9 protein-coding genes are annotated in these 13,723 nt (G+C 66.1%); 6 read left to right on the top strand and 3 right to left on the bottom strand.

The features are described from left to right. The first annotated feature begins 30 nt into the window (after positions 1 to 30). The 4 genes from L6639_RS24135 (at position 31) to pdeM (ending at position 5,770) form a co-directional block, all read left to right on the top strand. A complete protein-coding gene (locus L6639_RS24135) occupies positions 31 to 957 on the top strand; it encodes a class I SAM-dependent DNA methyltransferase (RefSeq protein WP_237864124.1) in 927 nt (308 codons plus the stop codon). A 119-nt stretch (positions 958 to 1,076) separates the two neighbouring features. Further along, positions 1,077 to 2,306: an ABC transporter substrate-binding protein gene (locus L6639_RS24130; protein ID WP_237864123.1), complete on the top strand. Its 1,230-nt coding sequence runs from the start codon at positions 1,077 to 1,079 to the stop codon at positions 2,304 to 2,306. 175 nt (positions 2,307 to 2,481) lie between these two features. Beyond that, positions 2,482 to 5,046, top strand: a complete 2,565-nt coding sequence (locus tag L6639_RS24125; RefSeq protein WP_237864122.1) for a ligase-associated DNA damage response DEXH box helicase — start codon at positions 2,482 to 2,484, stop codon at positions 5,044 to 5,046. Positions 5,047 to 5,098: 52 nt separating this feature from the next. Continuing rightward, on the top strand, positions 5,099 to 5,770 hold the full coding sequence (gene pdeM, locus L6639_RS24120; RefSeq protein WP_237864121.1) for a ligase-associated DNA damage response endonuclease PdeM: 672 nt from the start codon (positions 5,099 to 5,101) through the stop codon (positions 5,768 to 5,770). Positions 5,771 to 5,855: 85 nt separating this feature from the next. Here pdeM and L6639_RS24115 read toward each other — a convergent pair whose 3' ends face one another. Further along, the gene (locus L6639_RS24115) at positions 5,856 to 6,734 is read right to left on the bottom strand and encodes a phytanoyl-CoA dioxygenase family protein (RefSeq protein WP_237864120.1); all 879 of its coding nucleotides are present in this window, start codon (positions 6,732 to 6,734) and stop codon (positions 5,856 to 5,858) included. Positions 6,735 to 7,093: 359 nt separating this feature from the next. Continuing rightward, entirely contained in the window at positions 7,094 to 7,954 is an 861-nt protein-coding gene (locus L6639_RS24110; protein ID WP_237864367.1) for a LysR family transcriptional regulator, read from the bottom strand. A 109-nt stretch (positions 7,955 to 8,063) separates the two neighbouring features. On the opposite strand from L6639_RS24110, the gene L6639_RS24105 reads away from it, so the two are divergent. Beyond that, positions 8,064 to 8,972 (top strand): DMT family transporter, encoded by a 909-nt coding sequence (locus L6639_RS24105; protein ID WP_237864119.1) that lies wholly within the window; start codon positions 8,064 to 8,066, stop codon positions 8,970 to 8,972. An 11-nt stretch (positions 8,973 to 8,983) separates the two neighbouring features. Beyond that, positions 8,984 to 9,757 (top strand): MBL fold metallo-hydrolase, encoded by a 774-nt coding sequence (locus L6639_RS24100; RefSeq protein WP_237864118.1) that lies wholly within the window; start codon positions 8,984 to 8,986, stop codon positions 9,755 to 9,757. A 166-nt stretch (positions 9,758 to 9,923) separates the two neighbouring features. On the opposite strand, the gene L6639_RS24095 is transcribed toward L6639_RS24100, so the two are convergent. Further along, a complete protein-coding gene (locus L6639_RS24095; protein ID WP_237864117.1) occupies positions 9,924 to 13,457 on the bottom strand; it encodes a tetratricopeptide repeat protein in 3,534 nt (1,177 codons plus the stop codon). Positions 13,458 to 13,723: the final 266 nt, after the last annotated feature.

Here is a 13,723-nt window from a genome sequence, read left to right as displayed (position 1 = left end):
CCGCATCTTCGAGTCACCACCTGGTTCCCAATGCCGCTCCGCCTGTTCCTGACCTCCGGCGATCTCATGGCCGACCGCCGTTTCGAGTTCGCGCGCGACCTCCAGCTCAAGGGCGATCTGCCCGCCGCCGCCGATCTCCTGGAGCAGGCGATCGAGCTCGCGCCAAATTTCACCTCGGCCTGGTTCACGCTCGGCGAGATCCGCCAGCAGCTCGGCGAGCGCGACAAGGCGATCGCGGCGTTCCGAGAAGCGCGGCGATCCGACCCCGAGGATCAGCACGGCGCCGGCCTGCATTTGATGCGGCTCGGTGACGCCGAGATGGCGGAGATGCCCAAGGCCTATGTGCAGGCGCTGTTCGATCAATACGCGCCGCGCTTCGAGCACGCGCTGATCAACGATCTCGGCTATCGCGCCCCCGCGCTGATCTTCAAGGCCGTGCTGGCCGCGCGCGTTGCGGCGAGGAAGCCCGCCTTCTTCAAGCGCACCATCGATCTCGGCTGCGGCACTGGCCTTGCGGCGGCGGCTTTTGCAAAACAGGTCGACCATTTCATCGGCATCGATCTGTCATCAGGCATGATCAAGGAGGCGCGCGCCACCGGGCTCTATGCCGAGCTCGAGGTCGCCGACATGATCGAGGGCCTGCGCACCAAGCCCGACGCAAGTGCGAACCTCGTCGTTGCCGCTGATGCGTTCGTCTATCTCTCCGATCTCGCGCCTGTGCTCACCGAGGCCAAGCGCGTGCTCGTCTCCGGCGGGGTGCTCGCCTTCACGCTGGAGACGCATGACGGCGATGGCATCGTGCTCGGCGAAGGCCTGCGCTATGCCCATTCGGCGGAATATGCGCGGGGTGCGATTGCGAAGGCCGGGCTGAAGCTGCTCACGCTGGAGCCGTGCTCGCCGCGCAACGAGAACAACGAGCCGGTGCGCGGCCTCGTCATCGTCGCCGAGAAAACTTGAGTCTAGGCGCTAAGTACCCGGCAATTTAAGCGTCATTGCGTCGCAAACCGACGACTTCCTGCTTGCGAGCTGCGCTGCGTTCCCAGCACAATGCGCGCACCAGGGAGAGAGACAAAACAATGACCAAGAATCCATCGCGCCGTGATGTCAGCGCCGCCGCATTCGCCACCATCGCCGCATCCGTTCTGCCGGCGCCTTACGTCTGGGCCGCGGAGAAGAAATACGATTCCGGCGCCAGCGACACCGAGATCAAGATCGGGCAGACCGTGCCGCATTCCGGCCCCGGCTCGCTCTACGGCGTGCTCGGGCGCGTCGGCGAGGCCTATTTCCAGATGCTCAACGAAGGCGGCGGCATCAACGGACGCAAGGTCAACTTCCTCACGCTCGACGACGCCTACAGCGCGCCGAAATGCGTCGAGGCGACGCGGCGCCTGGTCGAGCAGGAGGAGGTGCTGGCGCTCTACGGCTCGCTCGGCACAGCGCCGCAGACCGCCGTGCACAAATATCTGAACTCCAAGGGCGTGCCGCAGCTGCTGCTCAACACCGGCGCCTCGAAGTGGAATAACCCGAAAGAGTTCAAATGGACGATGGCGGGCCTGCCGCTGTATCCGACCGAAGCGCGCATCCTGGCGCGGCATGTCGTTGGCGTGAAGCCGAATGCCAAGATCGGCATCCTCTACCAGAACGACGATTTCGGCCGCGACTTCCTTGGGCCCTTCAAGAAGGTGCTGGCCGATGCCGGCGGCACTGCCCAGGTGATCATGGAGCAGACCTACGATCTCACCGATCCGACGGTCGATTCCCAGCTGATCAATCTCTCCAAATCCGGCGCCGACGTTTTCTACAACATCTCCACCGGCAAGGCGTCGTCGCAGTCGATCCGGAAAGTGGCTGAACTCGGCTGGAAGCCGCTGCAGCTGCTCTCGGCCGGCTCGACCGGCAAATCCATCCTCAGTGCCGCCGGCTTCGAAAATGCCAAGGACATCGTCTCGATCAGCTATGCGAAGGATGCCGGGCCCGGCCGTTGGGAAAAGGATGCGGGCCCCATGGCGTTCGAGGAGCTGCGCAAGAAATATCTGCCGAATATCGCGCCCGACAACACCATCGCCTATGCCGGCTACGGCCAGGCCGTCACCATGGGCGAGATCCTGCGCCGCTGCGGCGATGAGCTGACGCGGGCCAACGTGCTGAAGCAGGCATCGAACCTCAACGGCTTCCACTCGCCCTTCTTCCTCGACGGCGTCACTTACAGCTACACGCCCGACGACTACACGCCGATGAAGACGCTGTTCATCCAGGTCTTCAACGGCAAGGACTGGGAGGTCTCGGACAAGCCGGTGGTGGAGTAGCGGGTCGCCACGATCGAGATGCCGTAGGATGGGCAAGGGCGCCCTTGCGCCGGGCTCACCATCTCTCTCCGATCACAACCGAATGGTGGGCACGCTCCGCTTTGCCCACCCTTTGGGAGTTCGTCGTGGCGCCCACCCCTCGACGAACCCTGTCCCACGGCTTACCTCTTACGCCGTGCCGCCCCGCATCCTCAAAATCCCGGCCGAGCCGGCCGCGCTGCTGCCCGACCGCTTCCAGCAATGGTTCGCGGCCCGCGGCTGGTCGCCGCGCGAGCATCAGCTCGCGCTGCTGGCGAAGGCGCGCGAGGACCGTTCGGCACTGCTGATCGCGCCGACCGGCGCCGGCAAGACGCTGGCGGGATTCTTGCCGACGCTGGTGGAATTGAGCACTGCGCCGACTTCTCCCGCGAAATCCGTGGTCTCCACCGGCCGTAGCGTTCAGCGCAGCGCCGGCCTGCACACGCTCTACATCTCGCCGCTGAAAGCGCTCGCCGTCGACATCGCCCGCAATCTGGAGCGGCCGATCGCGGAGATGAACCTGCCGATCAAGGTCGAGACCCGCACCGGCGACACGCCGGTGTCGCGCCGCCAACGACAGCGGCGCTATCCGCCTGATGTCCTGCTGACCACGCCCGAGCAGCTCGCGCTGCTGCTCTCCTCCGACGACGCGCCGTTCCTGTTCTCCTCGCTCAAGCGTATCGTCCTCGACGAGCTGCATGCGCTGGTGACGTCGAAGCGCGGCGATCTGCTCTCGCTCGGCCTTGCGCGGCTGTGGCGCCTCGCGCCGCAGATGCGCGCGATCGGCCTGTCGGCGACCGTGGCCGAGCCGGACCAGCTCGCGCGCTTCCTGGTGCCGCAGCCCGAGGGCAAGGAGCGAGCGGCCGACATCGTCGTCGCCGGCGGCGCCGCGCCGCCGGAGGTCGAGATGCTCGACACGCGCGAGCGGCTGCCCTGGGCCGGCCACAGCGCGCGTCACGCGCTCCCTGAAATCTACGAGCTGATCAAGCAGAACAAGACTACGCTGGTTTTCGTCAACACCCGCAGCCAGGCCGAGATGCTGTTCCAGAATCTCTGGAGCATGAACGACGACGGCCTTGCCATCGCGCTGCATCACGGCTCGCTCGACGTCGCCCAGCGTCGCAAGGTCGAGGATGCCATGTCGGCGGGGCGCCTGCGCGGCGTGGTCTGCACCTCCTCGCTCGATCTCGGCGTCGATTGGGGCGACGTCGATCTCGTCGTCAATATCGGCGCGCCCAAGGGTTCCTCGCGCCTGATGCAGCGTATCGGCCGCGCCAACCACCGCCTCGATGAAGCCTCGCGCGCGGTTCTGGTGCCCGCAAACCGCTTCGAGGTGCTGGAGTGCCGCGTCGCCATCGACGCCATCGCGGAGAATGCGCAGGACACGCCGCCCTTGCGCACCGGCGCGCTCGACGTGCTGGCCCAGCACGTGCTCGGCTGTGCCTGTGGCGAGCCGTTCCTCTCCGATGAACTCTATGCCGAGGTCCGCACCGCCGCGCCTTACGCCGACCTGTCGCGGCAGGATTTCGACGACGTCGTCGATTTCGTCGCTTCCGGCGGTTACGCGCTGAAGACCTATGAGCGCTTCGCCCGCATCAAGCAGGACAAGCAGGGCCGCTGGCGCGTCGCCAATCCAAAAGTGCGGCAGAGCTACCGGATGAATGTCGGCACCATCGTCGAAGACGATATGCTGAAAGTGCGGCTGGTGCGTTCGCGCGGTGGAGGTCACGGCTCCACGGGTGTGATCGCGCGTGGCGGCCGTCTGCTCGGCGAGATCGAGGAGGCTTTCATCGAAGGCCTCTCGCCCGGCGACACCTTCGTGTTCTCAGGCGAGGTGGTGCGTTACGAGACCCTGGTCGAGGATCAGGTCTATGTCTCGCGCGCGCATGACAAGGACCCGAAAGTGCCGTCCTATATGGGCGGCAAGTTCCCGCTCTCGACCTATCTCGCCGAACGCGTCCGCCGTCTGCTCGACGACTTCAGGGCGTGGAAGGGCTTGCCGGAGCAGGTGCGCGACTGGCTGTCGCTGCAAAAGGACGTCAGCCGCGTGCCCGGCGTGCGCGAGCTGCTGGTCGAAAGCTTCCCGCGCGCCAACAAGCATTACATCGTCTGCTATCCCTTCGAAGGCCGCCTCGCGCATCAGACCCTCGGCATGCTGCTGACGCGCCGGCTCGAGCGCGCGCGTGCCCGTCCGCTCGGTTTCGTCGCCAACGAATATGCGGTGGCGATCTGGGGGCTTGGCGATCTCTCCTTCATGATCAGGGATGGCCGCATTGATCTCAACGCGCTGTTCAATCCTGATATGCTCGGTGATGACCTCGAGGCCTGGCTCGCCGAATCCGCCCTGATGAAGCGCACGTTCCGCAATTGCGCGATCATTTCCGGCCTGATCGCGCGCCGCCACACCGGCGAAGAGAAGAGCCGCCGCCAGGTGCTGTTCTCGACTGACCTCGTCTACGATGTCTTGCGCAAGCACCAGGCCGATCACGTGCTGCTGCGTGCTGCCCGCGCGGATGCTGCCACCGGCCTGCTCGATCTGCGCCGCCTGAGCGACATGCTGATGCGCATCCAGGGCCGCATCACCCACCGGGAACTCGATCATGTCTCCCCGCTCGCCGTCCCCGTGATGCTGGAAATCGGCCGCGAGTCAGTTTATGGCGAAGCTGCAGACGAGCTGTTGGCGGAAGCCGCCAACGAGCTGGTCAAGGAAGCGATGGGATAGAGCAGGTTTTGACGTGACGGTGGGTGCGCTGGTTTCAGGAGATGACGGGGACATGCGCGTATCCAGGGTCAGCATCAGCGATGTGACCTTCGCCGCCGATCTCTCCGGCGCGCTGTTCTGGGACGAGCAGAACCTGCTCGTCGTCTCCGATCTGCATCTCGAAAAAGGGTCCAGCTTCGCCACGCGCGGCGTGCTGCTGCCGCCTTACGACACGCTGGCAACGCTCAGCCGTCTCGCTGCTGTCATCTCCCGCCATAATCCCAGGACGGTCATCGCGCTCGGCGACAGTTTTCACGATCGTTCCGCGTACGAGCGCCTCTCGGCCGACGACCGCGCCGCCGTCGCCGCGCTCCAAACCGGGCGCGACTGGATCTGGATCTCAGGCAATCACGATCCGATGCTGCCGCGCGATCTCGGCGGCACCATCGCCGACGAAGTCGCTATTGGACCGATCACCTTCCGCCACGAACCATCAGGTGCGCCTGGCGAGATCGCCGGCCATCTCCACCCCAAGGCCCGCGTCTCCGCGCGCGGCCGTTCGATGGAGCGGCGGTGTTTCGCCAGCGACGGCCTGCGCGCCGTGATGCCCGCCTTCGGCGCCTATGCCGGCGGGCTGAGCATCCGCGACGCCGCGTTTGCGAAGATCTTTCCGAGAAACGGCTTTGTCGCGCATCTCCTCGGCGACCGCCGCGTGCACGCGATCGCCGCGTCAAGGTGTTACTAAGGGCCGCGCTCTCGTAGGGTGGGTCAGCCGAGCAGATGGGCGGATCGCCAGGCGCTGGAAAAACTACGGCGCGCTCACTGCCTCATCAGTCGTAGCCCACCTGTTCCGGCTTGTCGGTCCAAGGGTCGACGCACGCGCCGGCGTTGGTCGAGACGAGGTGCCGGTGACGGGCGAAATGAACCCGCCACGGGATGTCCGACGGAAGGATCACGAACGACACGACGTCGCGATGTTCGCGCAGCGGGGACGTAGCCTTGTGCAGCACCTTCCCGTTCTCGAACAGGATGCGCGTGCCGGGCGGCCCTTCGATGATTTCCGTGGTCGCGCCGTTCTCCAGGTCGGCCTGGACGCGCTGGATCTGGTTGCGATTGCGGAAGCCCTTGGACCGCAGCTGGTCGGTCAGCGCCTTTTTCTTGAGCCGGAAAGCGCCCGTGTCGTTGGTGACGTCGTCGAGATAGACCATCAGCTTGATCTCGGGACCCGGACAATTGTCCAGATGCCAGAGGAAGCTCGACTGCGGCTTCGTCGGTGTCGGCACGATCCTGTAGAAATAGACGCCGAAAATCTTGAAGTGCGACTGGAAGTAGCTTTCGAGCACGTGCTCGAGCTGCGCGTCAAACACATTCATGACCGATGGCAGGCGCTCGATGCCGTCGATCAGTCGGAACGCACCGTCCATCAACGTGTGGCAATTCGCTGGCTTCGCGAAGAGCTCATCTGTCTGGTGCGCCACGTCGCTGCCGTTGAAGGCCGCGGCCGGCGGCAGGGCGAGATAGCCGTTCTCGCTGAACTCCTTCGCAAGCGCCGCGTCCGACGACCCAATGCCCCTCGGCTTCCAGTGTCTGCGAGCTTTTGCATGGTACAGTGCATAGCGCAGATTGACCGCTATGGGCTGGTTGTTACGAAACAGTTTGTCGCGCACGGCGTGGCGCATGTCATGGGCTGCGAGCTTGAGCGTCCTCACTTGCGTCCCCCAAATGAAATTTGTCGACATGCAATGGACGTCTGGGGATCGGCGGGTTGCGCCGGTGAGCAAATTTTGCTCTGCAACTTAGGGACGAGTCAATTGGCATTTCGTCCCCGCGGCGTGGCCCTGGTGGACCGAGCGGTGGAACTACGGCGCGCTCACCGCTTGAGGATAGGCTAGAGGCTTGCGCGCCTTACCGCCGGCCCGTCGCGCATTTGCTCGGCGATCGCCGCGTGCATGCGGCGTCAAGGTGTTACTGAGGGCCGCGCTCCTCATTTGGGTTACGACTCTCGCGACGCGCACAACTGCGCTCCCTCCCCCACAAGGGGGGAGGGAACGCACCGGCCTCGTGGCGCCTACGCCGCCTTCGCCTGCACGTCCTCGCAGAACTCCGCGAGCCGATCCGCCAGCCGCAGCGTCGCGGAGCTTGCATTCGGCGCGGCCATCAGCGCCACCTCGGTCTTGTTGATCGGCGCGAAGCCGTCCTTCGCCGTCAGGACGCGGTGATCCGATTGAATCGACATCTCGGACAAAATGCTCAGCCCCATGCCGGCAGCGACGGCGGCCTGGATGCCGGCGAGGCTCGACGACATGTAGGACATGTGCCAGGCGCGGCCGGCGCTTTCCAGCGCGTGGATGGCGCCGGCGCGGTAGAGGCAGCCGAGCGGAAAGCCGATCAGCGGCACTGACGGCAGGTTGACGTCGACGGGATGGCTTTTGCTGGTGACCCAGTGCACCTCCTCCGGCCACACCGCGATCGCATCCTTGCCGCCGGCCGCGCGCTTGAACAGCGCGAGATCGAGTTCGCCGCGTTCGAGATCGCGGGCGAGGTTCTTGCTCTGGTCGGCGCGCACGTCGAGCCGCAGGTTCGGATGCGAGCGTGCGAACGCGCCCAGCAATTTTGCCAGACGGTACGCCGCGAAATCTTCGGGAATGCCGAGCCGGACTGCGCCGCCGTCGGGTTCGCGCAACACGTCGCGCGCTTCTTCCGCCAGCGCCAGCAATCGCCGCGCATAGGAGAGCAGCCGCTCGCCGGCCTCGGTCGGGCGCACGTCCTTGCCGTCCCGGTGCAGCAGCACCTGGCCGACATCCTCCTCCAGCCGCTTGATCTGCTGGCTGACCGTCGATTGCGTGCGGTGAACGCGCTCGCTGGCGCGGGTGAAGCCGCCGGCCTCGACCACCGAGACGAAGCTGCGCAGAAGCTCCAGATCGAGCATGGATGGCCTCATTCGAAAATCCACTGATTTCGAGTTAATCATTTAATTTCCAAATGGCAAGGGCGGTCCCTAGATCGAGGGCCAGAAGAAAAATATCCGAGAATGCCTCATGTCCCTCGCCACTTCGCTTTCCGCTCCCCGGAGCCGGTTCAACACCCTGCCGCTCGCCATCGGTCTGTTCTGCCTGCTCTGGAGCTATGCCTTCGTCGCCGGCAAGATCGGCGTCACCCATTGCCCGCCGTTGATCCTGCTCGCCGCGCGCTTCTCGCTCGCCGGCATTTTGATCCTCGGTACCACTTCTATCCGCGGCGACTGGTCGTTGTCGTGGCGCGATGCGGTGATCTTCGCCGTGCTCGGGATTGCCAACAACGCGCTCTATCTCGGGCTCGGTTACACCGGCCTGCAATCGGTCTCCGCCGGCCTCGGCGGCCTGATCGTCTCGGCCAATCCGGTGTTCACCGCCGCACTTGCTGCGCTGCTGCTTGGCGAGGGCATGACCTGGCGCAAGGCCAGCGGCCTGTTGCTCGGCATCATCGGCGTCACCCTGATTGTCTGGCACCGGCTCTCGGTCGGCACCGATTCGTTGCACGGCATCCTCTTCACGCTGGCCTCGCTCGCCTCCATCGTCGCCGGCACCATCCTGTTCAAGCTGCTCGCGCCGAAGGGAAGCCTGTGGATTGGCAACGGCGTGCAGAATCTCGCGGCCGGCATCGTGCTGACGCCGGTCGCGCTGACCTTCGCGGATGTCCACGCCATCGATGTCACCCCAAGCCTGATCGGCGCCTTCGCGTTCCTCGTGCTCGGCGGCTCGATCCTCGCTTACTGGCTCTGGTTTCATCTCCTGAAAGTGTGTGGCGCGACCGCGGCCAGTGCCTATCATTTCCTGATGCCGCCGCTCGGCATGCTGTTCGCCTTCATCGTGCTCGGCGAACATGTCGAGGCGCGCGATCTGCTGGGGATCATTCCGGTGGCGCTCGGCATTTACCTGGTGACGCGTCCCGCAAAGCCCGCCGCGTAAGAGGAGTTCCCATGCCCGTTTCCATCACCCTGATCGGCGGTCCCACCGCCTTGATCGAGATCGACGGCTTTCGCCTGCTCACCGATCCCACCTTCGATGCGCCCGGCGCTTATCAATTGCCGCATGTGAAGCTGGAGAAGACCGTCGGCCCGGCGATGAAGGCCGATGCGATCGGCCCCATCGATGCCGTGCTGCTCAGCCACGACCAGCATTCGGACAATCTCGACAAATCCGGCCGCGAATTTGTGCTCAAAGCGCCACGCGCGCTGACCACGGAGGCTGGCGCAAAACGCCTCGGTGGCGATGTCGAAGGCCTCGCGCCCTGGGCGACCGCGCATCTGAAGGACGACGACGGCAACACGCTGACCATCACCGCGACGCCGGCGCGTCACGGTCCTGCCGGCATCGAGCCGCTGTCGGGCGACGTCATCGGCTTCGTGGTGCAGTCGAGCCGCAAGGATACGCGTCCCGTCTATATCAGCGGAGATACCACCTGGTTCGACGGCGTCGCCGAAGTCGCGCGCCGCTTCAAATGCGGTGTGGTGATGCCCTTCGCCGGCGCCGCGCAGACTCGCGGCCCGTTCCATCTCACCATGGACACCAACGACACCATCGAAACCGCGCGCGCTTTTCCCGATGCCATGATCGTGCCCGTGCACACCGAAGGCTGGGCGCATTTCCGCCAGAACGGCGAGGATTTGCGCAAGACGTTTGATGTGCTGGGATTCGGACCGCGGCTGAGGCTGCTGGAGCCCGGCGTGCCGACAGTGATCGAGGCGCCGTGATCTTGCTCCGCTGTCATGCCCCGGCTTGACCGGGGTATCCAGTACGCCGCGGCGGTTGGTGTGAGAGCGAGCTATCTGACGAGCGTCTCTGGAATACTGGGTCGCCCGGTCAAGCCGGGCGACGACGAAGGAGAATGCGGACGCTCTTTGGTTAACTTGTCCGCGCTCAATGCGCCGCTGACGCTGATTTCTTCGTCGCGACCGGCTTCGGGGCGGGCCTTGCGGTCGCCTGCGGGGCGCTGTCCCAGCCGCCGGCGGGTGTCTGGACGTTGACGGCGTCGTCGGGCTGCGGCTCCGCGCTGAACGTCTGGATCGCGAGCTTGGCGGCGGCGAGCGATTGCGGGTCGAGACGCTTGGCGACGTCGTCGCGCTTGGTCGCCGCGTCCGCGTCGCCCTGCCCGGCGGCGAGGGTGAACCATTTGTAGGATTCGGCCAGGTTCTGCTCCACGCCGATGCCGCGCGCATAGAGGATGCCGAGGTTGAACTGGCTGTCGGCGACACCGCGATCGGCGGCTTTCCGGAACCACTGCGCCGCGCTCTTGTAGTTGGCGCCGCGTCCGCCGCCGTCGGCATCGAGCACCGCGAGATTGTGCATCGCCTTCGCGTTGCCGCGCTCGGCGGCTTGCGTGTAGTAACGGCGAGCGATGTCGGCGTCCTTCTTCACGCCGAGGCCCTTTTCATAGAGCGTGCCGAGGCGGAAGGTCGCGGGCACCACGCCGGCCTGCGATGCGCGGTCGTACCACTTCGCGGCTTCGTCGTAATTTGCAGGCACGCCCTTGCCCTCGGCAAAGCGCACGCCGATCTCATAGGCCGCCGTCGCATCGCCCTTCATTGCAGCGACGCGCAGGGCGGGACCGGCGATGCCGTCAGGCAGCTTCTCGCTCGGCGGGATCTGGACGACACCGAGCCGCGCACGGCTCGCGCCCGACAGCGCGCCGGTGACGTCGCTGTTCGCCGCAGCCGGCGAGGCTGCCGCAGCGGGCGCGGGAATTTCGACCGAAGCCGTGCTGCCGGAGTTCGCTGGCGCAGCATTGTTCAGGGACTGCTTGCCGATCGGCGTCGGCGAGGTCATCGATGGGGTGACCTGCTCGGGCGCGGCGGGCTTGCTCTCGGCCGGCGGCGGCGCTTGTGGTGCCGGCTGGCTCGTATTTTCCATCGCCTGCGGCGCCGGCGGCGGGCTGCCGCCGTCGAGCAGGTTCATCGCCATCTTGAAAGTGCCGAGCACGATCACGACCACGCTGGCGCCGACCAGCAGCGAGCGGATTTTCGACGTGATGGTCGAGCCGCCTTCCGAACCTGCGGCCTGTGCTTTTCCTTGAGCCTTGTCCTTGGTGCGCGCTGCGATCGCGGCCTTGACGCCGCGGGCGGGCTTCTCGGGCGGCTGCGCGGCGGCAGCCTGCGCGGCGCGGCGCGCGGCTGCGATGAAGCTCGACGACGACACCGGCTCTTTCGGTGCGGCCGGGATTTCGCTGATCGCGCTTTCGGACGCGGCAATGCGCTCGGACGGCGTGGCGGGGCGGCCGCTCGGACGCGTGCCGGGCTCGAGCGGATGATCCGGCGGCAGTTCGGGCGCGATCGCGGCGCGCGCCGGCGCCGTGTGCGGCTCGAGGATCTCGCTGATCGCCCGCGGCGGCAAAGGCGGTGTAGCTTGCTGTGCCATCGGCACCGGCGGCGGCGCTGCGGGCGCGGCGGCGTGGAATTCGCGCGGCGCGGCGACGAAGCCGGAATGCGCGTGCTGCTGGGCGGCGGGATTCGGCAGCTCGGGCTTCGGATCGAATTTCGGTTGCGGCGGCTGCGGCTGCCATTGCTCGCGCGCCATCGGCGCCGGCTCGAGCTGAGCCGCCATCGGCATGGGCGCCGGCATGGGCGCAGCCATCGGCATCGGCGCAGGGGCTGGCGGTGCTGATCGCACCGCGCGCAGATCGCCCTCGATCATGGCGAGGCGATCGACGACATGGCCGAGCGTGTTGTGCACGGCCTCCAGCGAATCCTGCGTGCTGCGGTTGGTCTCGGCCTGGCTGAAGCGGATGTCGGAGAGCTCGCGCTTGACGAGATCGACCATGCCGGAATCGGGCGGCGGCGCCGAATTGCGGCTCTCCGCGAGCGCGGAATAGGTCGCCTGCTGGCGCTCAAGATGCCTGAGGATATCGTGCAGTCCGTCCTCGACGCGGCTGAAATTGCCGCCGCGCTGATCCGAGGTGGCCTCGATCCGCTCCAGGAGATAGGAGACGCGCTGCTCGAGATGCGCAAAGGTGGAGGCGGAGTCGTTGCCGACCTGCATGCGGTCGAAACGGTCGGACAGCGCGCGGATCGCGGCTTCCAGATGTTCGGTGCTCTCGGTAGGTTGCGGCCGCTCGCGCGTTTCCAGCGCGGCGGTGAGCGCGGCGATGCGCTGCTCCAGCACCGCAAAGCTGTCGCCGCGGTCCGGGGCGCGATTGACCTGGTCGACCTTAGACGACAACAGCTGCACGTCCTCGGAGAGGCGTGCCAATGCTTCGTTGGAGGCGACGTTGGAGACGATGCCGCGCAGCGCGGAGATCGCGCCTTCGAGCTGGCGCACCGTCGACGGATCGTCATTGGCGCGCAGGATCAGGTCGAGCTTGGCGCCGAGATTGCGGATCGCCTCGTCATATCCGGTGAGCTGCTCGGCCGGCGTCAGCGTGCGCAGCACCTGCTTGATATCGGACAGGGCGCGCTCGATGCCTGACAGCACCTGGCCGTCGGTGCCGTTGGAGCGGGTCTCGTCGATGCGACGGTGCAGCGAGCGGATCTCGTTCTCGATCGATTCGATCGCGCGGCGCGGCATCGCCTCGGTGATGGCGTTGCGGATCTCGGCGAGCTCGGCGCGGAAGCCGTTGATCGCCTGCTCGGTATGGTCAGGACGCTGCAGCGATTCGATCTGGCTCGTGATCTTGAGCAGATGGCGCTCGAGCGAGGAGAAATCCGGGCCTGCCTGCGGTGGCGGCGGAGCATAGGCAGGCGCGGGCGGTGCCATGGGCGCCATCGGAGGCGCGTAGGGAGCCGCGGAGGGTGCGATCGACGGCGCGGCGCGCGGCGGCACCTGCCGCGGTGCGAATCCGTCAAGCTCGCTCTGCCGTGCGGTGATCTCGGCAACGGCGACGTCGAACGACGCCGGGCTCAGCGGAGGCGAGTTGCGATAGACCTGCGCCGCCGCGCGCTCGACCGCATCGGCCTGGCGATGGCGCGTTTCAACGGGGGAGGGCGCAGGAGCCGGGCGCGGCGACGGAGGCTGCTGCGGCTGCGGTTGCTGGGGCCGCGAGATCTGCGACAGCCGCGCATCGAGCCGCGATATCGCATCGTTGAGCTGGCGCGCTACGCCCTGCTCGCGCGAGACGTCTCTTTCACGAGAAGAGTCCTGTCTCTCACCTTGGCGAGGCGCGGCGGGCTTTGAAATCCGTTCGATCTGCTGGGTGATCGCGTCGAGCCGCTGATGGATGTCGGCGACTTCGCGACTCTCCTGGCTAAATCCTTGGCTCTGCATTTGTGCGGCGCGCGGATCGGGACGCTGCTCCTGGCGCGGCTGCTCGTAAGGCCCGCGAAAGTTCGGCGGGGCAGTCTCGCCGAGCGTGGAGTTCAGCCAATCGTTGAGTGACATGCCGGCACGGCGCGCAGCAGCTTCGGCCCGCTCCCTGACGGATGGATCGATACCGTCAACACTCCACGATACGCGCGAATTCATGACTCTGTCCGGTTCCGACTCCGGCGCCCCACCCGACGCCTCCAGTCTCCCCACGCGTGCCAGTTGCAAAGACAATCGGATTTAGCGCGGGTCGTCTGCCTCGAAGACCGACTTTTTCCTGTTACGGTAAATAACGGGTTAAGGAAGCCGTCGCCGGTGTCTTAAAGTTGGGCGGCCTCGACCTGCTCCGCTGGTTGGATGGGCTCGGAATCTCGCCCTGCCGGGAACTCTCTGGTTGCTGGCAGCTTGGAACTTCAACAACGAAG

Origin of the sequence: Bradyrhizobium zhengyangense (assembly GCF_022012555.1) — a bacterium.
GTDB classification, from domain to species: Bacteria; Pseudomonadota; Alphaproteobacteria; order Rhizobiales; family Xanthobacteraceae; genus Bradyrhizobium; species Bradyrhizobium zhengyangense.
The sequence above is the reverse complement of the archived record's forward strand: the minus strand, read 5'-3'. Positions and strand labels throughout refer to the sequence as shown.